Annotated in this window: 19 protein-coding genes and 1 pseudogene; 3 read left to right on the top strand and 17 right to left on the bottom strand. The window is 60.8% G+C overall.

From position 1 onward, the window contains the following. The first annotated feature begins 42 nt into the window (after positions 1–42). Positions 43–822, top strand: a complete 780-nt coding sequence (locus tag AACY31_RS20875) for a TSUP family transporter (protein WP_339482798.1) — start codon at positions 43–45, stop codon at positions 820–822. Here the strand turns inward: AACY31_RS20875 and nudC are convergent. The 13 genes from nudC to AACY31_RS20940 all read right to left on the bottom strand — a co-directional run bounded on the left by nudC (position 790) and on the right by AACY31_RS20940 (position 17,942). After that, entirely contained in the window at positions 790–1,620 is an 831-nt protein-coding gene (gene nudC, locus AACY31_RS20880) for an NAD(+) diphosphatase (protein ID WP_339482797.1), read from the bottom strand. The genes AACY31_RS20875 and nudC overlap by 33 nt on opposite strands. A gap of 6 nt (positions 1,621–1,626) precedes the next feature. Next, positions 1,627–2,439 carry a crotonase/enoyl-CoA hydratase family protein gene (locus AACY31_RS20885; protein WP_339482796.1) on the bottom strand — a complete coding sequence of 271 codons (813 nt, stop codon included), beginning with the start codon at positions 2,437–2,439 and terminating at the stop codon, positions 1,627–1,629. Positions 2,440–2,678: 239 nt separating this feature from the next. Further along, on the bottom strand, positions 2,679–4,160 hold the full coding sequence (locus AACY31_RS20890) for an efflux transporter outer membrane subunit (protein WP_339483586.1): 1,482 nt from the start codon (positions 4,158–4,160) through the stop codon (positions 2,679–2,681). Beyond that, positions 4,157–7,261, bottom strand: a complete 3,105-nt coding sequence (locus AACY31_RS20895) for an efflux RND transporter permease subunit (RefSeq protein ID WP_339483587.1) — start codon at positions 7,259–7,261, stop codon at positions 4,157–4,159. The genes AACY31_RS20890 and AACY31_RS20895 overlap by 4 nt, the downstream gene beginning before the upstream one ends. A 118-nt stretch (positions 7,262–7,379) precedes the next feature. Beyond that, a complete protein-coding gene (locus AACY31_RS20900; RefSeq protein WP_339483589.1) occupies positions 7,380–10,475 on the bottom strand; it encodes an MdtB/MuxB family multidrug efflux RND transporter permease subunit in 3,096 nt (1,031 codons plus the stop codon). Beyond that, a complete protein-coding gene (locus AACY31_RS20905) occupies positions 10,472–11,788 on the bottom strand; it encodes an MdtA/MuxA family multidrug efflux RND transporter periplasmic adaptor subunit (protein WP_339483591.1) in 1,317 nt (438 codons plus the stop codon). The genes AACY31_RS20900 and AACY31_RS20905 overlap by 4 nt, the downstream gene beginning before the upstream one ends. Before the next feature lie 177 nt (positions 11,789–11,965). Next, positions 11,966–12,466, bottom strand: coding sequence for a thiol peroxidase (gene tpx / locus AACY31_RS20910; protein WP_339483592.1), 501 nt, complete (start codon positions 12,464–12,466; stop codon positions 11,966–11,968). A 238-nt stretch (positions 12,467–12,704) separates the two neighbouring features. Then, a complete protein-coding gene (locus AACY31_RS20915) occupies positions 12,705–13,376 on the bottom strand; it encodes a DUF3313 domain-containing protein (protein ID WP_339505043.1) in 672 nt (223 codons plus the stop codon). Positions 13,377–13,468: 92 nt separating this feature from the next. Then, a complete protein-coding gene (locus AACY31_RS20920; protein WP_339483594.1) occupies positions 13,469–13,963 on the bottom strand; it encodes a hypothetical protein in 495 nt (164 codons plus the stop codon). A gap of 99 nt (positions 13,964–14,062) precedes the next feature. Continuing rightward, positions 14,063–14,560 carry a GNAT family N-acetyltransferase gene (locus tag AACY31_RS20925; protein ID WP_339483595.1) on the bottom strand — a complete coding sequence of 166 codons (498 nt, stop codon included), beginning with the start codon at positions 14,558–14,560 and terminating at the stop codon, positions 14,063–14,065. Positions 14,561–14,784: 224 nt separating this feature from the next. Then, positions 14,785–15,582 carry a transglutaminase family protein gene (locus AACY31_RS20930; RefSeq protein WP_339505044.1) on the bottom strand — a complete coding sequence of 266 codons (798 nt, stop codon included), beginning with the start codon at positions 15,580–15,582 and terminating at the stop codon, positions 14,785–14,787. Then, the gene (locus tag AACY31_RS20935) at positions 15,579–16,529 is read right to left on the bottom strand and encodes an alpha-E domain-containing protein (RefSeq protein ID WP_003201699.1); all 951 of its coding nucleotides are present in this window, start codon (positions 16,527–16,529) and stop codon (positions 15,579–15,581) included. The genes AACY31_RS20930 and AACY31_RS20935 overlap by 4 nt, the downstream gene beginning before the upstream one ends. Before the next feature lie 3 nt (positions 16,530–16,532). Next, positions 16,533–17,942 (bottom strand): circularly permuted type 2 ATP-grasp protein, encoded by a 1,410-nt coding sequence (locus tag AACY31_RS20940; protein WP_339483597.1) that lies wholly within the window; start codon positions 17,940–17,942, stop codon positions 16,533–16,535. 472 nt (positions 17,943–18,414) lie between these two features. Between AACY31_RS20940 and AACY31_RS20945 the strand changes: the two are divergent. Next, positions 18,415–18,525, top strand: a pseudogene (locus AACY31_RS20945) (LLM class flavin-dependent oxidoreductase); the annotation flags it as partial. A 205-nt stretch (positions 18,526–18,730) separates the two neighbouring features. Here the strand turns inward: AACY31_RS20945 and AACY31_RS20950 are convergent. The 3 genes from AACY31_RS20950 to AACY31_RS20960 all read right to left on the bottom strand — a co-directional run bounded on the left by AACY31_RS20950 (position 18,731) and on the right by AACY31_RS20960 (position 23,048). Beyond that, positions 18,731–20,764 (bottom strand): TonB-dependent siderophore receptor, encoded by a 2,034-nt coding sequence (locus tag AACY31_RS20950; protein WP_445261572.1) that lies wholly within the window; start codon positions 20,762–20,764, stop codon positions 18,731–18,733. Positions 20,765–21,000: 236 nt separating this feature from the next. Beyond that, the gene (locus AACY31_RS20955; protein ID WP_339483599.1) at positions 21,001–22,770 is read right to left on the bottom strand and encodes a sodium:solute symporter family protein; all 1,770 of its coding nucleotides are present in this window, start codon (positions 22,768–22,770) and stop codon (positions 21,001–21,003) included. Between the two features lie 11 nt (positions 22,771–22,781). Further along, positions 22,782–23,048: a DUF4212 domain-containing protein gene (locus tag AACY31_RS20960; protein WP_339483601.1), complete on the bottom strand. Its 267-nt coding sequence runs from the start codon at positions 23,046–23,048 to the stop codon at positions 22,782–22,784. A gap of 249 nt (positions 23,049–23,297) precedes the next feature. On the opposite strand from AACY31_RS20960, the gene AACY31_RS20965 reads away from it, so the two are divergent. Further along, complete coding sequence (locus tag AACY31_RS20965; RefSeq protein WP_339483603.1) at positions 23,298–25,094, top strand: methyl-accepting chemotaxis protein; 1,797 nt, start codon at positions 23,298–23,300, stop codon at positions 25,092–25,094. 283 nt (positions 25,095–25,377) lie between these two features. Here the strand turns inward: AACY31_RS20965 and AACY31_RS20970 are convergent. Continuing rightward, on the bottom strand, positions 25,378–25,494 hold a 117-nt coding region (locus AACY31_RS20970; RefSeq protein ID WP_339481726.1), incomplete at its 5' end, for a YbdD/YjiX family protein.

Genomic DNA, 25,494 nt, shown 5'->3' on the forward strand with positions numbered 1-25,494 from the left:
GTCCCCGCAGCCCTCCTGCGACCTGCTAGATAAGCCTATTCCATGCCTTTTGAACTCAGCGTTGACCTCACGACCCTCGCTATCCTTGCTGTTGTCGCATTCATTGCCGGTTTCATCGATGCCATTGCCGGTGGCGGTGGGTTGCTGACCACGCCAGCCCTGCTGACGGCAGGCTTGCCGCCACATCTGGTCCTGGGAACCAACAAACTCAGTTCGACCTTCGGCTCTGCAACGGCCAGCCTCACCTTCTACAAGCGCAAGCTGTTCCACCCAAGGCAGTGGACTCATGCCCTCGTTGGCACCCTGGTCGGGGCCCTGGCCGGCGCCATCGTCGCCCATTACTTACCCGCCGAGTGGCTGAACAAGATGCTGCCAGTCATCGTCTTCGCCTGCGGCCTGTACCTGTTGTTCGGCGGCACGCCCAAGGCGCCGCTGGACAGCGACGCCCCGATCAAGAAGACATGGCAGGCGCCCCAAGGCTTCAGCCTGGGCTTCTATGACGGTGTGGCCGGGCCGGGGACGGGGGCGTTCTGGACTGTGAGCAGCCTGCTGCTCTACCCCATCGATCTGGTCAAGGCCAGTGGCGTGGCCCGTAGCATGAACTTCGTCAGTAACATCGCGGCGCTGTCGGTGTTCATCTTTTCCGGGCAGGTGGACTGGGTCATCGGCCTGAGCATGGGCCTGTCGGTGATGACCGGCGCGTTCTTCGGCGCTCGCACCGCCATCAGTGGCGGCGCGAAGTTCATCCGACCGGTGTTCATCACCGTGGTGCTGGGCTTGACCGTGCGCCTAGCCTGGCAGCACTGGTTCAGCGTGGCCTAAGCGTCGCGCCACATACAGGTCGATCAGGTAGCGGGCGATGGAACGCGAGGCCGGCAACGGTGGCAAGTCATGGACGTTGAACCACTGGGCGTCCTCGATTTCATCTTCCTGGGGCACGATGTCGCCACCGGCATATTCAGCGTGGAAACCGAGCATCATCGAGTGGGGGAACGGCCAGCATTGGCTGCCCATGTACTGAATGTTCTTCACCTCGATGCTGACTTCCTCGCAAACCTCGCGCACCAGGCAATCCTCGGCCGACTCGCCAGGCTCGGCAAACCCCGCCAGGGTGCTATAGACGCCCGGGACGAAACGCGGCGAACGGGCCAGCAGGACTTCATCGCCGCGAGTGATCAACACGATCATGCTCGGTGAAATCCGCGGATAGTGCCGCAGCTCACAGGTGTCGCAATACATGGCCCGCTCCAGCGGAATCTGGTCCATGCGCTTGCCGCAACTGCCACAGAAACGATGGTCCCGGGCCCAGGTGCCGATCTGCGCGGCATAGCCCAACACTTTGTACAGCGTGTGGTCATCCTCAAGCATGAACGCCCGCAAGCCTTTCCAATTACAGCCTGGGATTTCCAGCGGGCTGTGCAATTCCAGCAGGTAGACCGGCTCGCCATCCAGGTGACCGATGCCGTGCTCGGCGAGGATCGACAGGTCTTGGCGCTTGAGCCATTCGCGAGGAAACAGCGCGCCGTTGTCATCGAACAGAAAGCCTTCGGGACTGCGGGCAACGGCCCAACCGCCAGGAAGAGCGGTATCGAGTACTGCGGTGGTCCAGCGTGAAATCATGGTCAATCAATCCTGGAATTCAGGTTTCTGTTTGCTCATATGGGCGGCCATGGCCACACGCAGGTCGGTCGATTGCAACATGGCGGCGTTCCAGGTGGCGACGTATTCCAAGCCATCATCGATGCGGTGGTCGCGCATGTAACCGATCATTTCCTTGGTGCCGGTCACGGCAATCGGCGACTTGGCGGCGATTTCCCGGGCGATGTCCATCACGCCGTCGAGCAGGCTGACGGTGTCACTGTAGACACGATTGACCAGGCCGATGCTGCGCGCTTCGTCGGCACCGAAGGTGCGCCCCGTATAAGCGAGTTCACGCAGCATGCCGTCCCCGATGATCCGGGGCAAGCGTTGCAATGTGCCAACATCGGCGGCCATGCCGATATCGATTTCCTTGATGGAAAACTGGGCGTCCTCGGCGGCGTAACGCATGTCGCAGGCGGCAATCAGGTCGATGGCCCCGCCCAGGCAGTAGCCTTGGATCGCCGCAAGCACGGGTTTTCGGCAGTTATCCACGGCATTGAACGAGGCTTGCAGTTGCAGGATTTTGCGTCGCAGCAGGCGTGCATTGCGCCCTACGTCCTTGCCCAGCTCGTTGGCCACGCCCGCCAGCATCATCAAGTCTATCCCTGAAGAAAAATGCTTGCCGGCACCACTGAGTACCACCACCCGCGCGGCATCGGTGTCGTCGATCCATTGGAAGATCTCGATGATCTCGCTCCAGAACGCGGCGTTCATCGAGTTGATCTTTTCCGGGCGATTGATCTGCACATGGGCAATGTTGTCTGCAAGTTCGACGTTGAACGCTTGGTATTGCGACATGACAGTGATCCTTTACCGGCTGAAAAGAGGCTTGAACTATAACAAGCCATCGCGACAGGACGTAGGCAGTGCATCGGCCAAAGGCGGGACTGACCGCCGACATGACCAAGGAAAGCTTTATGGCAAAAGGGGAACTCTGTGGGAGCAAGGCTTGCCCGCGATGAAGGCAATGCGGTCTTTCAAGAATAGAGTTGCCTGTTTCGCGGGGGCCTTGCTCCCACTTACCCCCGTCACAATGATCAGGGCTTCTCTTGCGCCTGCAACTGCCCATCCCACCCCCCACCCAATGCGGTAATCAACTGTACACTGGCGACCAAGCGGCTCTGCTGCAGGCTCAGCACACTGCGTTCGTTGCTCAGCGCGGTGGCCTGGACGCTGACCACGTCGAGGTAGGCAATCAACCCAGCCTTGTACTGGTTCTGCGTCAGGCGCAGGGATTCCCGGGCGGCGTCCAGGGCTTCCTGGCGTACGCGGGCTTCGTCTTCCAGCACCTTGAGCTGGATCATGTAGTTTTCCACCTCGCGCAAGCCGTCGAGCACGGTCTGGCGATAGGTGGCGACGGCCTGGTCATACGCCGCGACAGTACGGTCGACTTCTGCCGAACGCTGGCCGCCATCGAACAATGTCATCGCCAATTGTGGACCGACCGACCAGAAGCGGTTCGGCACGCTCACCCAGTTGTCGTAGGTACTGCTGCTGTAGCCGCCACTGAGGCTGAGGGTCAGGTCCGGGTAATACGCGGCCTTGGCGACCCCGATCTTGGCGTTGGCGGCCATCACCGAGCGTTCTGCCGAGGCGATATCCGGCCGACGCTCGAGCAGCTGCGCCGGCAGCGCTACCGGGATCTGCGGCAGCGACGGGATGTCCTGAGTCTCGGCCAGGTTGAACTCGGCCGGCGGCAGGCCGATCAGCACGGCGATGGCGTTTTCAAATTGGGCCCGTTGCCAGATCAGGTCGATCAGGTCGCCCTGGGTGGTCTTGAGCTGGTTCTGCGCCTGTGCCACCGCGTCCTTGCCGGACACCCCTGCGCGGTACTGGTTTTCGGTCACTTTCAGGGAACGCTGATAGTTGTCGACGGTGGTCTGCAATAGGCGTTTCTGTTCATCGATCACCCGCAATTGCAAGTAATTCTGCAGCAGTTCCGATTGCTGGCTCAGGCGCATCGCCGCCAAGTCGGCAAAACTGGTTTGGGCGCTCGCCTCGTCGGCTTCCAGGGTGCGGCGCAACTTACCCCACACGTCCGCCTCCCAACTGACACCGGCCTGGGCGCTGTAGGTGTCGCGAATGCCGCTGGACGAACTGCTCAAGCTCGAACTGCTACTACCAGTGCCCTGGCTGGAACGTGTTTTGCCAACGCTCAAGTCCACGGTGGGAAAAAATGCGCCACGGGCGTTGCGCACCAGCGCCCGGGCCTGCCGGTACTGGGCGTCGGCCTGGGCGACGGTCTGGTTGGACGCATTGAGCTGGTCCACCAGGCTATTGAGTTGCGCATCGCCGTACAGCTCCCACCAGGCGCCTCTGGCCATCGCATCGCTAGGGTTGGCCTGACGCCAGCCCTGGGCCTCCTTGTATTGCACCGGGGCGGCAGCCTGGGGACGTTGATAATCCGGGCCGACGGCGCAGGCGCTGAGCATCGCCACGCACAGCGCCAGGCTCAGCACCCGCGAGCCACGGGCGGCCGCCAGCGTTGCGGCAAGATTGAAAGGCGAACGGTCGGTCATAGCGGAGTTTCCAGGGCAGCATCAGTGCGCACGCCGCGCCAGCGATTGAAGCGATGGCGCAGCTTGTCGAGATAAAGGTAAACCACTGGGGTGGTGTAGAGCGTCAGTACCTGGCTGAACACCAACCCTCCGATGATGGTCAGGCCCAGTGGCTGGCGCATTTCCGAGCCCTCGGCAGCGCCGAGCAACAGCGGCAAGGCGCCAAGGATCGCCGCCAGCGTGGTCATCAGGATTGGCCGCAACCGCAGCAGGCAAGCGCTGCGGATCGACTCCAGCGGCGTCTGCCCGGCACGCTCCAGTTGCAGCGCCAGGTCGATCATCAGGATGGCGTTTTTTTTCACCACGCCGATCAGCAGGAACAGCCCCAACAGCGAGATCAGGCTGAACTCGCCACCCAGCGCATAGATCGACAGCAACGCGCCAACGCCGGCCGATGGCAAGGTGGACAGGATGGTCAACGGATGGATGTAGCTTTCATACAACACACCCAACACCAGGTACACCGCCAGCAACGCCCCGAGGATCATGAACGGCTGGCTTTTCTGGGTGGCGGCGAACGCATCGGCGGTGCCGGCCATTTTCACGATGACATCCTCGGGCATACCAAGCTTGGCAAGCGCACGCTCGATGGCCGCAGTGCCCTGCTCCACCGTGACACCTTCGGCCATGTCGAAGGAAATGCCCTCGGACGCGAACTGGCCTTCATGGCTGACCCGGTCGTCCTCCAGGCTGTTCTCGTAGTGGGCGATGGCCGACAGCGGTACGCGCGCGCCATCGGCGGTGATCACCTGGACCTGCTCGAGGGTACTCGGGTCCTGGGCGTACTTGGGATTGACCTCCATCACCACCTGGTACTGGTTGAGGCTGTCGTAGATGGTCGATATCTGCCGCTGGCTGTAGGCGTTGTTGAGCACCGCGGTAACCATGTCCATGTCGATGCCCAGGCGCTTGGCCTGATCGCGGTCCACCACCAGCGTCACCTGCTGCGCCCCACCACCGTCGCGGGCATCGATGGCGGTCAGTTCCGGCAAGGCCCGGAAGGCAGCCACCACTTTGGGATACCACGTGCGCAGCGACGCCAGGTCGGCGCTTTGCAGGATGTAGGCATACTGCGAGGTGGTCTGCTCGCGACCGCCACCGAACTGCAGGTCCTGGTCGGCCATTAACATCAACTGAGCGCCGGGGACCTTGGGCATTTCTTTACGCAGGCGTTCGATGACCTTTTGTGCAGAAATATTACGTTCCTTGATCGGCTTGAGACGCACCAGCATGAAGGCGTTGTTGGTACCGTTGTTGCCACCGATGAAACCGGCGACGCTTTGCACCGCCTCGTCCTTGAGCACGGCGCGGCGGAAGATTTCCATCTTCGGCTGCATCACGTTGAACGACAGCCCGTCGTCGCCACGCACAAAACCGATCAACTGACCGGTGTCTTGCTGCGGCATGAAGGTTTTCGGCACCACCACATACAGCGCAACGTTCACGCCGATGGTCACCAGCAGGCTCAGCAAGGTCAGGCGTCGATGGCGCAGCACCCAGTCCAGGCTGGTGGCGTAACCATGGACCATCCGTTCATTGACTCGCCGGCTCCAACGCTGCAGGCGGTTTTCCTGCGCTGGCACGTGAGGCTTGAGCCAGCGGGCGCAAAGCATCGGCGTGAGGGTCAGCGAGACCACCAGCGAAACCACGATGGACGCCGCCAGGGTGATGGAAAATTCGCGAAACAGGCTCTCGATGATTCCACCCATGAACAGGATCGACAGGAACACCACCACCAGCGAGGCGTTCATCGCCAATAGCGTAAAGCCGACTTCTTCGGCCCCCTGGTAGGCCGCCTTCATCGGCGGCACGCCTTCGTCGATGTGCCGGGATATGTTTTCCAGCACCACAATCGCGTCGTCCACCACCAGCCCCGTCGCCAGGATCAACGCCATCAATGACAGGTTGTTCAGGGAAAAGCCGTAGAGGTACATCACCGCGAATGTGCCCACCAGCGACACCGGGACGGCCAGGGTCGGGATCAACGAGGCGCGGAAGTTGCCGAGGAACAGGAACACCACCAGCACCACCAGGGCCACGGCGATCAGCAAGGTCATTTCCGCTTCATGCAGGGTGGCCTTGATGACCGGCGAGCGGTCCATGGCCAGGTTCAATTTGACGCTGGCCGGCAACACGGCCTGCAACGCCGGCAGTTGCGCTTTGATCTCGTTGACCGTCTCGATGATGTTGGCCCCGGCCTGGCGGTTGATCACCAGCAACACGGCGGCATCGTTGTTGAAAAAGCCACTGTTGTAGCGATCCTCAACGCTGTCAGTGACTTTCGCCACGTCCTTGAGCCGCAGTACCGAGCCATCCTGGTAACGGATGATCAGCGTTTCGTAGTCCTCGGCCTTCTCCAGTTGATCGTTGGCCTGGACCTGCCACATGCGCTGGTCGTCCTCCACCGATCCCTTGGGCCGGCGCACGTTACTGTCGGCAACCGCGGTGCGCACGTCATCGAGGGCCACGCCGTACTGGTTGAGCAGATGCGGCTCCAGTTCGATGCGCACCGCCGGTAAGGAGCTGCCGCCGATCTGCACCTCGCCAACGCCCGACACCTGGGACAGGCTCTGGGACAGGATGGTCGAGGCCAGGTCGTAGAGCTGACCTTTTTTCAACACGTCCGAGGTCAGCGACAGCACCATGATCGGCGCCTGGGACGGGTTGACCTTCTTATAGGTCGGCATGCTGCGCATGCCACTGGGCAACAGGTTGCGCGAGGCATTGATGGCCGCCTGCACTTCCCGGGCGGCACCGTTGATGTCACGGTCCAGGTCAAATTGCAGGATGACGCGCGTAGAGCCTTGGCTGGAGCGGCTGCTCATGGTGTTGACCCCGGCGATGGCGCCGAAGGAACGCTCCAGGGGCGTAGCCACCGTCGAAGCCATCACCTCGGGGCTGGCCCCTGGCAGGTTGGCCTGGACCACGATCACCGGAAAATCCATTTGCGGCAGCGGCGCAACCGGCAGCAGGCCGAAGCTCACGCCACCGAGCAGCATGATGGCGAAGCTCAGGAGCATGGTCGCTACGGGGCGGCGGATGAAGGGGCCGGAGAGGTTCATTGACAGCCACTCCGGACTTCAATGAGCAGGCTATTGTGGCGAGGGGGTTTATCCCCGCCATGTGGGAGCAAGCGCCCTCGCCACGAAAAGCACTGTCCCAGGATGCCGGGCACCGCCGTCATGCCCGCACCTCTTGCCCGTCCGGCCTGGCAAACCGGCGTCCCAGTCGATCGAAATACAGGTAGATCACCGGGGTGGTGAACAACGTCAATACCTGGCTCACCAGCAACCCCCCTACCATCACCAAGCCCAGGGGCTGGCGCAGTTCGGCACCGGAGCCGGTGGCGAACATCAGCGGTATTGCACCGAACAAGGCTGCCAGGGTGGTCATCAGGATCGGGCGCAAGCGCAGCAATGCAGCCTGATAGATCGCCGTCTGCGGGTCCACGCCCTGGTTGCGTTCGGCGTCGAGGGCGAAGTCGATCATCATGATCGCGTTTTTCTTGACGATGCCGATCAGCAGAATGATGCCGATGATCGCGATCATGCCCAGGTCATTGCCACTGAGGATCAAGGCCAGCAAGGCACCAATGGCCGCCGAGGGCAAGGTGGAAAGAATGGTGATCGGGTGGATGTAGCTTTCGTACAGCACGCCCAGGACGATGTACATGGTCACCACCGCCGCCAGGATCAGCAGCAATGTACTCGACAACGACGCCTGGAATGCCTGGGCCGCGCCCTGGAACTCGGTCTGCACGCCCACCGGCATGCCGATGTCCTGCTGGACCTTTTCGATCACCTCCACCGCGTGCCCCAGGGCCACGCCCGGTGCAAGGTTGAACGACATCATCACCGCTGGGAACTGGCCTATGTGGGCAATCGCCAGTTGTGCCTGGCGTTCTTCGACCCGAGCCAGACTCGACAGCCGCACCTGCCCACCGTCGCTGGTCTTGACGTGAATCTGGTCCAGCGCCTGCGGCCCGATCCTCTCCCCGGCCTGGGCCTGCAGCACCACGCGGTACTGGCTGGCCTGGGTGTAGATGGTGGATATCTGCCGCTGGCCGAAGGCGTCATACAGCGCATCGGTGATGTTCGACACCGAGACGCCCAGGCGTGAGGCTGCGTCGCGGTCGATCATCAGGTAGACCTGCAGGCCCTTGTCCTGCAGGTCGCTGGCCACATCGGTCAGCGCCGCCTGTTGGGCCAGGGCTTCGACCAAGCGCCCGCTCCAGAGGCTGAGCAATTCGGCGTCCGGCGACGACAGGCTGAACTGGTATTGGGTTCGGCTGACCCGGTCTTCGATGGTCAGGTCCTGCACCGGCTGCATGAACAGGCGAATGCCCACCAGCCGATCCAGTTGCGGCTGCAAGCGAGCAATGATCTCGGTGGCGCTGTCATCCCGCTCACTGTGGGGCTTGAGGTTGATCAGCAGGCGACCGCTGTTGAGCGTGGCATTGTCGCCGTCCACACCAATGTACGACGACAGGCTCTGCACCGCCGGGTCCGCCAGGATCACTTTCGCCAGTTGCTGCTGGCGCTCGCTCATGGCGGCAAAGGAGATCGATTGCGGCGCCTCGGAAATGCCCTGGATCACGCCGGTGTCCTGCACCGGAAAGAACCCCTTGGGCACGGCCAGGTACAGCACCACCGTCAGCACCAGGCTGCCCACCGCCACCAGCAGGGTCAGTGGCTGATGCTTGAGCACCCACTGCAACTTGCGTCCGTAGGCGGCGATCAACCAGTCGATCCAGGCGCCGCTGACGCGGTAGAAACGGCCCTGTTCTGCTTCCTTGGGCTCACGCTTGAGCAAGCGGGCGCACATCATCGGCGTCAGGGTCAGGGACACCACCAGGGAAATCAGGATCGCCACCGCCAGGGTGATGGCGAACTCGCGAAACAAGCGTCCGACCACGTCAGCCATGAACAGCAGCGGGATCAGCACGGCGATCAGCGACAGCGTCAGGGAAATCAGCGTGAAACCGATCTGCTTCGCGCCCTTGAGTGCGGCCTGTAGCGGACTGTCGCCCTCCTCGATGAAGCGAGCGATGTTCTCCAGCATGACGATGGCATCGTCCACCACGAAACCGGTGGCAATCGTCAGGGCCATCAGCGTCAAGTTGTTGATGGAGAAACCCGCCAGGTACATCACGCCGAAGGTGCCGATCAGCGACAACGGCACGGCCACCGAGGGGATGATCGTGGCGCTGACGCGACGCAGGAACAGGAACGTGACCATGACCACCAGGGCGATGGCGATCAGCAATTCATACTGCACGTCGGTGACTGACGCACGGATGGTCTGGGTGCGGTCGGTCAGTACGGTGACATCCAGTCCGGCCGGCAAGTTGTCGGTGATGCTCGGCAGCAGGGCCTTGATCCGGTCCACGACTTCGATGACATTGGCCCCCGGCTGGCGCTGGATGTTCAGCAGCACGGCCTGGTTTTCGTTGGCCCAGGCGGCAAGGCGTTCGTTTTCGGCGCCGTCGACGATCTGTGCCACGTCCTTGAGCCGCAACGGCGCGCCGTTGGCGTAGGCCAGGATCAGTTCGGCGTAGTCCTTGGGCGAGGTCAGCTGGTCGTTGGCGTCGAGCATCGAGACCCGGGTCGGGCCGTCGAAGTTGCCCTTGGGCTGGTTGACGTTGGAAGCCCCAATCAGCGTGCGCACATCCGCCAGGTTCAGGCCGTTGGCCGCCAGAGCCTCGGGGTTGACCTTGATTCGCACGGCCTGGCGCTGGCCACCGGCGATAGTGACCATGCCGACGCCGCTGATCTGGGCGATCTTCTGCGCCATGCGGGTGTCCACCAAGTCGTTGAGCTTGGGCAACAGCATGGTCTTGGAGGTGATAGCCAGGGTCAGCACCGGGGTGTCGGCCGGGTTGACCTTGTTGTACACCGGCGGCGCCGGCAGGTCCTTGGGCAGCAGGTTGGTGGCCCCATTGATCGCGGCCTGCACCTGCTGCTCGGCGACGTCCATGTTGATGTCGAGGTTGAAGCGCAGGGTAATCACCGACGCGCCACCGGAACTGGTGGAGGCCATCTGCGTCAAGCCCGGCATCTGTCCGAACTGGCGCTCCAGGGGCGCGGTCACCGCGCTGGTCATCACATCGGGACTGGCGCCCGGGTACAGGGTCATCACACGGATGGTCGGGTAGTCGACCTGGGGCAATGCCGACACCGGCAGCAGCCGATAGGCGATCAGGCCGGCCAGGATGATCGCCAGCATGCTCAGGGTGGTGGCGACCGGGCGAAGGATGAACAGCCGCGAGAGATTCATGCGCCGCCCTTTTTCGCCTTGTCGAGCGCGACCGGCTCAGTGGGCACCACTGCGGACTTGCCCTGCAGGTGCTCGGTCGGCGTGGTGGGCACTTCCCCGCTGTCGCCGACCACTTGCACTTCACTGCCTTCCTTCAAGCGGTCGGTGCCCTCGAGCACCACCCGGTCACCGGCGGCCAGCCCTTCGGTGACTACGGTATTCGCACCGTCGCTGGCGCCGATCTTCAGCTTTTTGAGGGTGACCTTCTTGTCGCCATCCAGGGCATAGACGAAGGTGCCATTGGTGCCGAACTGGATGGCCGCCGTCGGCACCAGGGTCACACCTTCAAGGGTATCGGCCAGCAGCCGGACATTGACGAACTGGTTGGGGAACAGCGACTGGTCGCGGTTCTCGTAGCGAGCCTTGAACTTCAAGGTGCCGGTGGTGAGATCGATTTGGTTGTCCAGGCTTTGCAGCACGCCACTGGCCTGCAGTTTCACATCGCCCCGATCCCAGGCTTCGACGGGCAGTTTCGCCCCGCTGCGATAACGGGCGAGCACCGTGTCGAGGTTGTTTTCCGGCAAGGTGAACACGACGCTGATGGGGTGAGTCTGGGTGATGACCGCCAAGGCCGTGGTGTCGTTGGCCGCCACCAGGTTGCCGACATCCAGTTGCCGCAAGCCGACCCGCCCGGAGATGGGGGCGCGGATCTTAGTGAATTCGAGGTTGAGCTTGGCGTCGTTGACCGACGCCTGGTTGGTCTTGACCGTGCCCTGATATTGGCCCACCAGCGCCGCGGCGGTGTCGAGGGTCTGCTTGGCGATACTGTCTTCGGCATACAGGCCGCGATACCGCTCAAAGTCTACCTGGGCATTTTTCAGCTGGGCCCGGTTCTGCAGCAACGTGCCTTCGGCCTGGAGCAAGGCGTTCTGGTACGGACGCGGGTCGATCTCGGCCAGCAAGTCCCCGGCCTTGACCATTTGCCCTTCTTCGAAGGCGATCTTGACCAGTTCGCCACCCACGCGGCTGCGCACGTTGATGGTATTGAGCGCCGTGACAGTGCCCAGCGCCTTGAAGTACAGCGGGAAATCCCCGGTCATCGCCGCCGCCACCCGAACCGGGATCGCCCCCGTCGCTCCACCGAACCCTGGCCGCATGCTTCCCGAGCGGCCCACGTGCCCGGCTGCTGCTTTCTCCCCAGCCCCGGGCTTCTGCACCGAGTCACTGGGCCAGAACTTCCAGGCCAGCGCGGCGACGACCAATACGGTGAACAGGCCGAGCAGCCAGCGACGGGAATTGCGGGAAACAGAGGATTGCATGGAGTGATCAACCATTGGGCGCGTGGACTTCTTTTACGGGAGGCTGAACGATAAGCACTGACGACTGTTTAGCAAAGCGCCTTTACCGGCAATTTACCTTGGGCTTACCTGGCACATAATCGGCTAACACCTTGAAGCACAAAAGAAAACGGCCTGGACAGGGCCAGGCCGTTAACAATTGTAATAAATACCTTATTTCAGAACGGCCAGCGCAGCGTCGTAGTTCGGTTCTTCACCGATTTCCTTGACCAGTTCGCTGTGCAGCACCATGTCGTTTTCGTCCAGTACCACCACGGCACGGGCGGTCAGGCCTTTCAGTGGGCCATCTGCGATCGCCACGCCGTAGTCCTGCATGAACTCGGCACCGCGCAGGGTCGACAGGTTCTGGACGTTTTCCAGGCCTTCGGCACCGCAGAAACGCGCCTGGGCAAACGGCAGGTCGGCGGAGATGCACAGCACCACCGTGTTGCTCAGGTCGGCGGCCTGGGCATTGAACTTGCGCACGGAGGTGGCGCAGGTTGGCGTGTCGACACTTGGAAAAATGTTCAGCACTTTGCGCTTGCCGGCGAAGTCTTTCAGGGAAACGTCCGACAGATTGCCGGCAACCAGGGAAAAGGCTGGCGCCTTGGAATCGGCTTGTGGCAACTGGCCGTTGACTTGGACCGGGTTGCCTTTGAGGGTGACTTGAGCCATGAACGAATTCCTTCTGGCAGGTTTGAAAATGGTGAGGCCGGAGTTAACCACGAAATGCTTGCGCGACCTACCGCTGGACATAAAAAGACATGGTGTCGGCATCCTGTGTAGGAGCTGGCGAAGCCTGCGATCTTTTGATCTTTCGCTTGAGATTCAAGTGTCTTTGGAAAGATCGCAGCCTCGTTGCACTCGACAGCTCCTACATGCTCCTACGCAGTTCCCATAGGGATATTCGAGGCTATTTAGCCTTGAATTTCAGAAACGACTGATGCAAATCCGACGCCCAGCCATCGATGACCCCTGTGACGTCATTGGGCTTCATGACCTGGGACTCGTTGGACAACGGTTTGCCGGTGCCTTTGCGCACCACCTGGGCGACCACCGCGTTGTTGCCACCGTCGAGAAAAACCGCTTCGGTGCCCAGGGTGGTTTCCTGGTCGCGCATGCCACTGGCCGTGCTGACAGCGGCCGCCACCAGCGCAATCGGGATCACCTCATAAGGTTTCAAGCCTTCGGTCTTGCTGCTGACAGCCGTGATGGCCGCACGGATCACCAATACACCCGGTCCCGGAGCTGTCGCCAGGGGCAAGGATTTTCCCGCTTCCCGCTTGAGGGCCTGATCGTAATAGGCGGTGATACCCGACAGCGTGGCCTGGGGGATCTTCACGGTCGGCAGCGGCTTGGGATAAAGCTGCGTCGGCTCGATATATAGACTGGTGTACTTGCCCGGATCAATCTTCGGATCGACCCAACGCATCACCTCGGCCCCCGACGGCGACTTCTCTTCCTTGAGCCGACTGTAATCACCCAGGAACCCGGAGTACTCATCCGGCTGGGTGACTTTGCTGGAACAACCCACCAAGGCGAGCGAGGCAATGCAAACAGTGCCGATCATTGACGAAAACTTCATGTTGTCACTCCTGTAAGCCACACGAGGCGGGGCCGGAACTACAGGTATAGCCAATGGGCTGGTTTTTGCCTGCTCTGAAAGGAATGCGTGATTCAGCCGCGCTCGCGCGGTATCAGGCTCTGCAGCTGTTGTGCGAGGAAGTTGGCGTCGAAAGCAAACGTGTCAGGGTCCTTCAACCCGTTGGTCCGGCGCCATTGCCATTGCACCGATGGTGGTTGGCAAACCAGGGAGATGCTGCCGTGACGGGTCGCGGCCAGGCCCATGATCGACAAAGAGATCAGCCCACCTACACCCATCACCTCCGGTACGAATTCCACCGGTCTACCAGTAATGGTCAAGGTCAGTTTTTCAGTCTTGAAAGCGGACGTCTCTAGCGGAGCGCTCGGCCCGTGCGCCACATACGTCTCACGGCTCAACTCCAGCAGGCCGAGCGCCATTACGGGTGCCAGCCATTGCTCGATTTGCTCGTACAACGCCTTGATCTGCTCTGCCCAAACCGCCGACTGGGCCTGGTGCAGTTGTTTCTTGTGCGCTTCGCTGTCGGCGTAGTGACGAAGCATCTCGCCCAATTGCTGTACATCGTCCATGGGCCGGTCCTCGATTAAGGGAGTACTACGAAGCACGATGATGACAGGTTCAAGACGTTGGCGTACGTAAAAGCCTTCTTTGCCTGCGCTCTGGATCCTTCAGCGCAACCGCGCCATCGCCAGCGTGTCCACCCAACAACCGTCACGCACAGCATAGTCGCGCATCAGGCCTTCGGTTTCGAAGCCGAACTTGCGATACAGCCCGATGGCCGCTTCATTGTCGAAGCACACCGTCAACTCGACCCGCCGCAGGTTCATCCAGTTGTCCGCGACATCCAGCGCGGCGGCCAGCAGCATCGAGCCGACGCCCTTGCCCTGCCAGGCGACAGCCACACCCATGCCGAGGCTGGCGCAATGGGCACGACGCACGCGCGAGAATTGCTCCAGCCCCAAGTTGCCGATGACTTTACCCTCGTGCAGGGCCACCAGCTTCAACGCGCGTTCGTCGTCCATTACCAGGCGCTTGCGCCAGATTTCGGTGGACTGGAAAGGCATCTGCAGCACCTGGCGAGTCACCGCCGGATCGTTGTAGAGCGCGGTGACACCTGCGATATGGGCTTCAGTGAAGCGAACGAGGGTGATTGATGATTCGGACATGCGGCTCCTCCCTGGAGGCCTGACAAGGCCGATCAGTATAAGCCGTGCCAGGCGCTATGGGGAACCTTGGGGAACGGACTTGCTCGCGAAAGCGGTGGGTCAGTTGGAGCTGATGTTGGATGCACAACCGTCTTCGCGAGCAAGCCCGCTCCCACATGGGGTCCCGGGTGATGGCGAGGTCGCCGATTTCCTGTGGGAGCTTGCTCGCGATAGGGGTTGTGCCGTTATTGGTGCTGCACCTGCACCATCGAGCTCACCTGCACCCTCGCCTGCATCTGCTCCGCTCCGCCGCCCCGGCGCATGCCGCGTACCGGGCAGGCATCGAGGTAGTCCAGGCCGACCGCCAGTTTCAGGTGGCGGTCTGGAAGGGTCTGGCGGTTGGTCACGTCGAAGCTGTACCAACCATCATCCAGCCAGGCTTCCGCCCAGGCGTGGCTCGCTAGGTGGCTTTCATCTTCGGTGCACAAATAGCCAGAAACATAGCGCGCAGGAATGCCCAGGCTGCGCGCGCAGGCCAGGAACGCGTGGGTGTGGTCCTGGCAAACCCCCGTCCCGCCAGCAAACGCCTCGGCGGCGGTGCTGTTGACCTCCGTCGTACCGGGGCTGTAAGGCATCCGCGCCGCCAGGCCGTTCATCAAATCGGTCAAGGCCGAACGGTCGCGCCGGCCAGCGCATTGCTCGACGGCGAAGGCACTGAGGGCGTCGTCTGCCTGGGTGAGACGGCTGGTGCGTAAAAATGGCAGTGGCGACTGGTTGTCCGGCTCCATTGCGATCGACTGATGGATTTCCACCTCGCCATACGCCGTCAGGACCAAGGCGCCATGGGGCTCGTCCATGGTCATCACATGCAGGATGTTGCCATAGGGGTCAAGCTGACTGCGCACCAGTCGCGGCAGTTCCAGATGCCACTCCAAAATGCGCTGGCGCTGAGTATCTCGGGGCGTCAGACGCAGGAACTGGATGCTGGTGCAGACTTCATCGGCGTAGCTGTAGGTCGTGTCATGGCGTATAGACAGTTTCATACGACCTCCAGGTAAGACTCATGGACGGTCTGGCCCAAGTGGCGGATCTGCCCAATCAAATCGGTCAACCATTGATGCAGGCCCGACGCCAGGATCTCATCGATCCCCGAATAACGCAGGCGCGCATTCAGCTCGGCGGCCAGGCGCTGCGCTGGCCGACCATTGTTGCCGGGCAAGCTGGCGAGGATGTGGTCCAGTTCCTCGATACAGGCATGCAGCGAGCGCGGGACGTCAGCGCGCAACAGCAACATCTCGGAAACCTGCTCGGCATTGGGCGCATTGCGATAGATCTCGTTGAACGCCTCGAACGAAGACAACGCGCGCAACAAGGCACTCCACTGGTAGTAGCCGCGGGCCGAGTTGTCGCTGACCTCCTCCGATTCCTCGCCGAACATTTCATAGCGGGCGTCCAGCAGGCGCAGCGTGTTGTCGGCCCGTTCGATAAAGGTCCCCAGGCGAATGAAGCAGTAGGCATCGTTGCGCATGATGGTGCCCGACGTCGCGCCACGGAACAGGTGCGAGCGCTCCTTGACCCATTCGCAGAAATGGCTGATGCCGTAGCGTCCCAGGCCGTTGCTGGCGATGTTGCGCATTTCCAGCCAGGTGGCGTTGATGTTCTCCCACATGTCGGCGGTGATGCGCCCGCGCACGGCATGGGCGTTGGTCCGCGCGGCCCGCAGGCAGCTGTAGATACTGCCGGGGTTGGTTTCATCCAGCGCGAAGAAATGCAGCATGCGCTCGGTGTTGAGCGCGTCATAACGGGCGTTGTAGTCGTCCAGCGTGCCGGCCGCCAGCAACGACATCGCCAGCTCCGCATGGCCATCGCTGCGCCCGGCCTGGGGCATCAACGACAACGAATAGCTGACTTCGAGCATGCGCGCCAGGTTCTCGGCGCGCTCCAGGTAGCGGGACATCCAATAGAGGTCCGAAGCAGTTCTTGAAAGCATGTCTTAGTCCTCCACGACCCAAGTGTCTTTGGTGCCGCCGCCCTGGGACGAGTTCACCACCAGCGAGCCTTCACGCAGCGCCACGCGGGTCAATCCGCCGGGCACCAGGCGCGTTTCCTTGCCCGACAGCACGAACGGCCGCAGGTCGATGTGGCGCGGCGCGATGCCGCTCTCGACAAAGGTCGGGCACGTGGACAGGCTCAAGGTCGGCTGGGCGATGTAGGCTTCGGGACGGGCCTTGAGGCGTGCGCGAAAATCTTCGATCTGCGCCGCGCTGGCGGCCGGCCCGACCAGCATGCCGTAGCCGCCGGAGCCTTGGGTTTCCTTGACCACCAGATCCGGCAGGTTGGCCAGCACGTGGGACAGGTCCTGGGGCTTGCGACACTGCCAGGTGGGCACGTTCTTCAGGATCGGCTCTTCGGTGAGGTAGAAGCGGATCATCTCGTCGACGTAGGGGTAGATCGACTTGTCATCGGCCACACCCGTACCGACCGCGTTCGCCAGCACCACATTGCCCGCGCGGTACACGGCAATCAGCCCGGGCACGCCCAACATCGAATCGGGGTTGAACGACAGCGGGTCGAGGTAGCCATCGTCAAGGCGCCGATAAATCACGTCCACCTGTCGGGGTCCGGCAGTGGTGCGCATGTACACGTGATCGTCACGCACGAACAGGTCGGCGCCCTCCACCAGCTCCACGCCCATTTCACGGGCCAGGAACGCGTGCTCGAAATAGGCACTGTTGAAGCGCCCCGGGGTCAGCACCACGGCGGTGGGGTTCTCGAGGGGACTGGAGCTCTTGAGGGTGTCGAGCAGCAGGTTCGGGTAATGATCGATGGGGGCCACGCGCTGGGCGGCGAAGAGCTCGGGGAACAGGCGCATCATCATCTTGCGGTCTTCGAGCATGTAGCTCACGCCGCTAGGCGTGCGCAGGTTGTCTTCCAGCACATAGTAGCTGCCGTCACCGTCGCGAACCAGGTCGACACCGGCGATATGGGCGTAAATACCCCGGTGCAGGTTCAGGCCCTGCATCGCGATCTGATAACCCTCGTTGGCGAGCACCTGCTCGGGCGGGATGATCCCTTCCTTGAGGATGTGTTGCCCATGGTAGATGTCGGCCAGGAACATGTTCAGGGCCTGGACCCGCTGAATGCAGCCACGCTCGACCATCCGCCATTCGCTGGCCTTGATGCTGCGCGGGATGATGTCGAACGGAATCAACCGTTCGGTGCCCTGCTCATCCCCATAGAGGGTAAAAGTGATACCGGCGCGATGGAACAGCAGGTCAGCTTCACGGCGGCGTTGTTCAAGCAGTTCAAGCGGTGTATCCGCCAGCCAGCGTGAGAAGGCTTGGTAATGCGGGCGGCAGTCACCCTGGGCGTCATACATTTCATTAAAAAAAGCGTGGGGCATAGCCAACTCCCAGCCGCGTTCTACACGGCATTTCTTATTACGTCGTCATTCCACTCAGTACGGCCTTGCCTTTTTTATGAGCCCTGGTTCTCTGAGTACCTCGTTAGGCAATGGGTCTCTGATCAGGCCTTTGCGTCTGGATGACGTGCGCCCCCTGTTTACCTATGTATCGAATCCCCCCTCGCTGGCTCTTTCGTCCTGGAGTCGTAGCAAGGGCTGTGCCTAAGTGCGGTGCATCGAGGCAATACTGGAAAAACTGTCGCATAACGACAAAAAAGCGAAATTTATTTTCGATTTTGCGACGAAATTCTGTTTGGCGGCTGAAACGTTTATTGCCATTTCCGGCGTCGACGCCACGAACGGGTCGAATCGGTGCAGCCAGGCGAGGAGCCAGCGTCGAACGCCCTGAAAAGGGGAAATTTATACCCAGCGCTAAAACGCAGGAGTTAGCCCAACCATAGCTGACACTCCGGACTTCGGGGTGGACGAGTTCAGGTTCTGGTGCGACAACAGCCTGCCCCACGCCGAAAAAAGAGAATCCCTGGAGTTGTTTATCCAGCAGGTGGTGCCGGCTCTTCGGTGATCCGCCGGCCTGGAATTGCCAGGGTCAGTTCTACCGTCATCGCGAGCAGGCTGGCTCCCACAGGGTTTTATGGTGAACACAAATAGACAGGCAACGGCCCGCCAATGTGGGAGCCAGCTTGCTCGCGATGACGGCCGGAATGCGAAGGTGATGCCCAAAAAAATGCCCGGACTTCAAGGTCCGGGCATTTTGTTTTCGGGATGGATCAGAACGTCACGCTGGCGCTCAGCCTGGCGGTACGCGGCTCGCCGACGTTGACCTGCACCTCGCTGCCCGTGGAGGACGGGTAGTACTGCTTGTCGAACAGGTTGTCGACGTTCAACTGCAGTGAAGTCTTGTGCCCCAGCACCGGCGACTCCCAGCGCAGGAAGGCATCGGCGACGGTGTAGCTGCTGAGCCAGAAATCATTGGCGTTGTTGGCAGCGCGTTCGCCGACATAACGCGCGCCGGCACCGGCGTGCCAGGCACCGAATTCGGCAGGCACGTTCAGGTGGTGGCTCAGGTATAGGCTTGCGGTGTGTTTGGGGGCGTTGGCCAGGCGATGGCCTTCGTCATCCGGATCGTCGAGGATTTCCGTGTGGGTGTAGGCGTAGGTGCCGATCAGGTTCCAGCGGTCGGCGAGGCGGCCGGTGATGTCGAGTTCCAGGCCTTGGGAGCCGACTTTGCCGGCGGCTTGTGCAATGTCGTCAGTGACGGTCACTACATTCTTTTTAACGATGTCGAACAAGGCGAGATTGATGTTCAATCCCGGCAGCGGATCGTACTTGGCGCCGACTTCGTAGCTGCGACCCTCCTCCGGTTTAAAAGTGCGCCTGTCCTTGTCGACCACATCATTAGGCTTGAACGACCGGCTGTAGTTGCCGTACAGCGACAGGGTCTCGGTGGCCTTATAGACCAGTCCCAGGAACGGAACGAAGGTGTCGCCATTGTCATCGCGAACCGCCGGGGCCGAGACAACCCCCTGCGTAGTGTATTGATCATAATGCTGGTAGCGGCCACCGAAGACCAAGATCCAGCGATCATCCAGATGCCAATTGTCCTTCAAGTAAACCGAGCTGGAGGTCAGTTTGTTGCTCAAGTTGCTTTGCGGCGCATCCAACCTGCTCGGCTCCCCCAGGCCACCGTACACCGGTGCCGCAGGGTCAAAGCCTGATTGATAAACGCCGCGATAGGTTTTGCCACGAAACTGATCTGACACCTGATTATCGATACCAACCAGCAGATCATGGCGCTGACCGAACAGCTCCTGCTTACCCATGAAATCCCAACTGGCATAGCGGGTTTCATCGTCATAGTGCGCGCCGTTGGCGGCACGCAGGAAAACTCCGTTCAAAAGCTGCGGCTGGGCAATCGAAAGACTGTATCGGTCGTTGTTCCACCCGTAGGTCACACGAGTTTTCCACGTTTCACTCAATTGATACTCGAATCGAGCGGTGGCCGTCTCCCGAATTCCCACACTCTTGGCCCACGGTTCATCCAGGCGCTTGTTGTAGTCAATATCAGCTGGATGCCCGTTCCTGAACACCGTCCCCCGATCAAACGGATTGGAATATTCGTTGTACTCATAACTGAGGTTCAAAGAAGCCCGCTCCCCCGTCCAAGCCAGGGACGGCGCCACCAGCGTGCTCTCATTGACGCCATAGTTGCGCCAGTAGTCCTCGTGGCCGCGCTCGGCAATCAAGCGATAGGCCAGGCCGGTATCGCCCAGCGGCCCGGTGGTGTCCAGGGCCATGGTGCCGCCGCCTTCGCTGTAGGCCGAACCGCTCAACGTGGTGCTTTGGGTGTATTGCGGTTTCTTGCTGATGACGTTGACCAGGCCGCCGGGCTCCAGTGCGCCGTACAGCATCGAGGCCGGGCCCTTGAGCACTTCGACGCGCTCGGTGGTGGCGCTGAAGTTGTGCCCCAGGTTCGAACGCACACCGTCGCGCAGGATCGAGCCGTCGTCGTTGGTACCAAAACCACGCTTGACCAGCGAGTCCCGCGAACCGCCCAGGGTGTTGCCCTGGCTGACACCGCTGACGAACTTCATCGCGTCGCTCAGCGAGCGCACCTGATAGTCGTCCAAGGTCTGCTGGGTCACCACGTTGATCGATTGCGCTTCTTCCTTGATCGGTACATCACCCTTGCTCGCCGTGCTGGCTTGCGACGTCGTGTAGCCCTCGTCCTGAATGATCCGACTGACCTGCACGTTGGTGGTGGGCAACTCCAGAGTGTCCTGTGCCCTCAGGGGGCTTGCCATAAAACAGCAGGACAACGCGGGTAAAACACATTTGACGAAGGTATTTCGGTAGGCGAGAGGGGTGGAACGATTCAAGACGCGCACTCACAGTGGAACAGGAATGAGAGCGAATATACTTTGAGAATGATTCCCAGTAAATATTTATAACATCTCGCCGCTTGACTCTGTATGCAAACAAGGGCGCCGGAAGATGAGTCCGGCGCCCTTGTTTGTTCCTCTCTCTCAGCTTGGGTGGGTCAGTGATCGATGGCAGCACCGGCGCCTCTCGGCACGCGAATGTCTTCGACCAGGTGTTGGATGTGCTCCGGTGGCGGTGCGGTGAAGCGTGACACCACCAGAGCAGCCGCGAAGTTGAAGAGCATCCCCAGCGTACCGATGCCTTCAGGGGAAACACCCAACCACCAATGCTCGGCAGTGTTCATCGTCGGGTTGATGAATTTGAAGTAGACGATGTAGGTAAATGTGAACGTCAGTCCGACGATCATCCCGGCGATCGCACCTTCACGGTTCATGCGCTTGGAGAAAATCCCCATGACAATGACCGGGAAGAATGAGGACGCCGCCAACCCGAAGGCGAACGCAACCACCTGGGCGACGAACGCGGGTGGATAGATGCCGAACAGCCCGGCAATCAATACCGCCACGCCGGCGGCGATACGTGCAGCGAGCAATTCCTGCTTCTCATTGATCCTGGGCATGATGTTGCTCTTGAGCAAATCATGAGAGATCGAAGTAGAGATCACCAGCAACAGCCCCGCCGCCGTCGAAAGCGCCGCCGCCAGCCCACCGGCGGCGATCAATGCGATGACCCAACCCGGCAAGCCGGCAATTTCGGGGTTGGCCAACACCATGATGTCGTTATCGACATAGAGTTCGTTGGCCACTGGCGAGACCTGGTTGTTCAGCAACCGCTGCTCATATGCCCCTCGCTCGCCAGTGAAGCTCGGCGCACCGACCAAAGCCGCCCCCGGGCCATACTGGATGATGCCGTCGTTGTTCTTGTCCGCCCAGGCAATAAGGCCCGAGTTTTCCCAGGTTTTAAGCCAGCTCGGCGCGGTGGCGTAACTGACGTTGGGAATGGAGGTCAGCAAATTGGTGCGAGCAAAGGCAGCAACGGCCGGTGCGGTGGTGTAGAGAATAGCAATGAACAACAAGGCAAAGCCTGCGGACTTGCGGGCATCACGCACGGTCGGCGTGGTAAAGAAACGCACGATCACATGGGGCAGGCCCGCAGTACCGACCATCAGCGCCATGGTGATGAAAAACACATCTATGGTCGATTTGGTGCCATTGGTATAGGCGGTGAAACCCAGCTCGGCCCCCAGGCCGTTGAGCCGCTCGATCACGCTCTGCCCCGTACTGGCCACTTCGCTGATAAAGCCCAGTTGCGGAATCGGATTACCGGTGATCAATATCGAGATATAAATGGCCGGCACCATGTAGGCAAAAATCATCACGCAATATTGCGCCACCTGGGTGTAGGTGATGCCTTTCATACCACCGAGCACTGAGTAAAAGAACACGATGGCCATGCCGATCATGACGCCTGTGTTGATATCGACTTCCAGGTAACGAGAAAAGACGATACCCACGCCGCGCATCTGTCCCGCCACGTAGGTAAAGGAGATGAAAATCACGCAGATCACCGCCACCATCCGCGCGGCCTGGGAGTAATAACGCGCTCCGACGAACTCCGGCACGGTGAATTTGCCGAATTTTCGCAAGTACGGCGCCAGGCACATGGCCAGGAGCACGTAGCCGCCGGTCCAGCCCATCAGGTAGACCGAGCCGTCATAACCTGCGAAAGCGATAATGCCCGCCATGGAAATGAACGAAGCCGCCGACATCCAGTCAGCGCCGGTGGCCATCCCGTTCAGCACCGGATGCACGCCCTTGCTCGCGATGTAGTACTCACTGGTCGAGCCGGCACGCGTCCAGATGGCGATCCCGATGTAGAGCGCAAAGGACGCTCCGACGAACAAATAGATCAGGGTTTGAGTGTCCATGTTCGTCGGCCTCAGTCTTCGTGAACGTCATATTTGCGATCGAGCTGATTCATCTTCCAGACATAGAAGAAAATCTCGAGCACAAAGACATAGATGGAGCCCTGCTGGGCAAACCAGAACCCCAGCGGGGTACCGAAGAAGCTGATGGTATTGAGTGAATCAACCAGCAAAATGCCGAATCCGAACGACACCAAGAACCAGATTGCCAGCAGCATCAGCATCCAGCGTAGGTTTTCCGTCCAGTAGGCACGCGCAGCCTGTTTCTTTTCAGTGGACATGGAGGTGTCCTCCCGTTTTGTTTTTATTGTTTTGCACTCCAAACCGTAGCAGTCACTGGGCAAGGCGCCAGTACGACTTTCGTCTAATCTGCTCCAGCAGTATTGACATCTCTATCCCATCATCTTGGAAGGGTTGATGAACGGCAGAATCCCCAGAGTGATGTCAAATCGCCCTATCCTCCCCTAAAGCTTTGCCGCTCGCGGTCGAATGTATTCCATTGAGAGATTTTTTTGCCCAGGAGCAGCGGCATGCAGACGTTGAAGGCCTTGTACGAGTCTATCGAGATGCGGTTTTTCGGTACCCTCACCAAAAAACTGTCGAGCCTTTTCCTGTTGGTGCTGGTCAGTGGCTTGCTGTATTGGGTGGCCCTCAGCGCTCGCACCGAGATCGTGCTGCAGTTGCGCAACGCACAGTTGGACAGCGCCTTGCTGGGGCAGATCGAAGGCCGGCTCGACAGCCTCACCCATGCCCTGCTCTTCGGCGCGCTCCTGACGCTGTGCATGATCAGCTTCATGGTCTGGTATTTGCGCCACCTGATCGTGCGCCCCGTCACCGCCATGACCAAGGCCCTGGAAGAGATCGCCAACGGCGAAGGCGACCTGTCCAAGGACCTGCCGCTGGTAACTCACGACGAGATCCGCGTGCTGGCCGGCACTTGCAACCGGTTCCTGGCCAAGCAGCGGGAGATCATCAGCAACGTCCAGGCACTGACGGTGCACATCGCCGTCGAATCGGCCCGTTCGTTGAAGAACATCAGCGATTCCAGCGACAGTGCCACCCACCAGGCCCGCTTCGCCAAGGAAGTCATGGACCAGAGCAACACCGCCGTGGGCCGCATCGAAGAAGTCTCGCGCCAGACCCAGGGCATCTCCAGCACCACCGCCCAGAACCTGAGCATGGCCCGCGACTCCTACAGCGAGCTGCTGGAAGTAACCGGCAACATCAGCGAAATCTCTAGCAGCCTCGGTGAATTTGCCACGCTGGTGAGCGCCTTGAACCAGCGCTCCTCGAGCATCAAGTCGATTGTCGGGTTGATCCAGCAGATCTCTGCCCAAACCAACCTGCTGGCCCTCAATGCCGCCATCGAAGCCGCCCGGGCCGGCGAAAGCGGCCGCGGCTTCGCGGTGGTTGCCGATGAGGTGCGGACCCTGGCACAAAACGTCAGCCGGGCCACCGATGACATCTCACGCAACATCGACGCCATGCTCGATGAAGTCAGCTCCACCCACGAGCAGACCACCCAGATCAGTCACAGCGCCCGGGAAACCCAGAAAGTAGTAGAGCGCGCCTCCGGCCACTTTGAAAGCATGATCGGCGACTTCGAATCCACCAACGGCAAGCTGGCGGACATCGCGACCCATATCCAGCAGTTCGCCGACAGCAACACGGGGATCAACGACCGGGTCACCCAGATCCACGCCGACAGCCAGTTGATCGACCAGCGTATGCAGCATTCGGCGACAGCCACCCGCGACCTGTCCGGCGTGGCCGAAAAGGTCCAGGCGCTGTTGGGTCGCTTCGTGCTCGGCCATGGCAAGTTGGATGCCGCCATCACCCGGACCAGTGAATGTCGCGACACGCTGCAGGTACGCCTGGAGGCGCTGCAAGGTGAAGGCCTGAACCTGTTCGATCAGAATTACCAGCTGATTCCCGGCACCGATCCCAAGCAGTACACGGCCAGCTACACCGAACGCTTTGCCCAGGTCTGCCAGGAAGCCTGCGATAAACTCACCCGCAGCACGCCGGGTGGCAAGGTTTCGTTCATCGTCGACAGCAAGGGCTATTGCCCGGTGAACAACAGCTGGGTCTCGAAGCCGCCGACCGGCGACCGAGCGGTGGATTTGCCAGTGTGCCGCAACAAGCGAATCTTCAACGACCCAATCGGCCTGCGTGCGGCGGGCAACGTCCAGCGCTTCCTGCTCCAGACCTACCTGCGCGATACCGGGGAAATCATGACCGAGATCGACGTACCGTTCTTCTTCGGCGGCCGTCATTGGGGCAACTTGCGGGTGGGCTTCGATGCGGCGGTGTTGTTGGCGGAATGAGGGTGCGCTCGCACGATTCCTGAGATCCCCCCCTAAAACAATATGGGAGCTTGCTCGCGATGGCGTCGGGTCCGTCGCCGTCATCATTAACTGACACTTCGTTATCGCGAGCAGGCTCGCTCCCACAGGGTTCTGTGGTGTGTGCACATCTTGAGACCACCCCAAAAACAACTGTGGGAGCGGGCTTGCTCGCGAAGGCGGTGTGTCAGCCACATCAATGGTGACTGACCCGACGCCTTCGCGAACAAGCCCACTCCCACATGGGGTTTGAGACTACCTCAACTCAACAGCACTTGGGCCCACCCTTGCCACCGTAACGAGCCTCCTGGCGTTCGCGAAAGAACGCCTCGTAGTCCATCAGCGGTTTGTCCGGGTGCTTGGTTTGCATGTGCTCGACGTA

The sequence above is a fragment of the Pseudomonas sp. RL_105y_Pfl2_101 genome, from assembly GCF_963970585.1.
Taxonomy (GTDB): Bacteria; Pseudomonadota; Gammaproteobacteria; order Pseudomonadales; family Pseudomonadaceae; genus Aquipseudomonas.

What these genes read in the sequence shown, in the direction of transcription:
- AACY31_RS20875 (WP_339482798.1), top strand. Translation starts at nt 43, where the DNA reads ATGCCTTTTGAACTCAGCGTTGACCTCACGACCCTCGCTATCCTTGCT.
- nudC (WP_339482797.1), bottom strand. Translation starts at nt 1,620, where the DNA reads ATGATTTCACGCTGGACCACCGCAGTACTCGATACCGCTCTTCCTGGC.
- AACY31_RS20885 (WP_339482796.1), bottom strand. Translation starts at nt 2,439, where the DNA reads ATGTCGCAATACCAAGCGTTCAACGTCGAACTTGCAGACAACATTGCC.
- AACY31_RS20890 (WP_339483586.1), bottom strand. Translation starts at nt 4,160, where the DNA reads ATGACCGACCGTTCGCCTTTCAATCTTGCCGCAACGCTGGCGGCCGCC.
- AACY31_RS20895 (WP_339483587.1), bottom strand. Translation starts at nt 7,261, where the DNA reads ATGAACCTCTCCGGCCCCTTCATCCGCCGCCCCGTAGCGACCATGCTC.
- AACY31_RS20900 (WP_339483589.1), bottom strand. Translation starts at nt 10,475, where the DNA reads ATGAATCTCTCGCGGCTGTTCATCCTTCGCCCGGTCGCCACCACCCTG.
- AACY31_RS20905 (WP_339483591.1), bottom strand. Translation starts at nt 11,788, where the DNA reads ATGGTTGATCACTCCATGCAATCCTCTGTTTCCCGCAATTCCCGTCGC.
- tpx (WP_339483592.1), bottom strand. Translation starts at nt 12,466, where the DNA reads ATGGCTCAAGTCACCCTCAAAGGCAACCCGGTCCAAGTCAACGGCCAG.
- AACY31_RS20915 (WP_339505043.1), bottom strand. Translation starts at nt 13,376, where the DNA reads ATGAAGTTTTCGTCAATGATCGGCACTGTTTGCATTGCCTCGCTCGCC.
- AACY31_RS20920 (WP_339483594.1), bottom strand. Translation starts at nt 13,963, where the DNA reads ATGGACGATGTACAGCAATTGGGCGAGATGCTTCGTCACTACGCCGAC.
- AACY31_RS20925 (WP_339483595.1), bottom strand. Translation starts at nt 14,560, where the DNA reads ATGTCCGAATCATCAATCACCCTCGTTCGCTTCACTGAAGCCCATATC.
- AACY31_RS20930 (WP_339505044.1), bottom strand. Translation starts at nt 15,582, where the DNA reads ATGAAACTGTCTATACGCCATGACACGACCTACAGCTACGCCGATGAA.
- AACY31_RS20935 (WP_003201699.1), bottom strand. Translation starts at nt 16,529, where the DNA reads ATGCTTTCAAGAACTGCTTCGGACCTCTATTGGATGTCCCGCTACCTG.
- AACY31_RS20940 (WP_339483597.1), bottom strand. Translation starts at nt 17,942, where the DNA reads ATGCCCCACGCTTTTTTTAATGAAATGTATGACGCCCAGGGTGACTGC.
- AACY31_RS20950 (WP_445261572.1), bottom strand. Translation starts at nt 20,764, where the DNA reads ATGGCAAGCCCCCTGAGGGCACAGGACACTCTGGAGTTGCCCACCACC.
- AACY31_RS20955 (WP_339483599.1), bottom strand. Translation starts at nt 22,770, where the DNA reads ATGGACACTCAAACCCTGATCTATTTGTTCGTCGGAGCGTCCTTTGCG.
- AACY31_RS20960 (WP_339483601.1), bottom strand. Translation starts at nt 23,048, where the DNA reads ATGTCCACTGAAAAGAAACAGGCTGCGCGTGCCTACTGGACGGAAAAC.
- AACY31_RS20965 (WP_339483603.1), top strand. Translation starts at nt 23,298, where the DNA reads ATGCAGACGTTGAAGGCCTTGTACGAGTCTATCGAGATGCGGTTTTTC.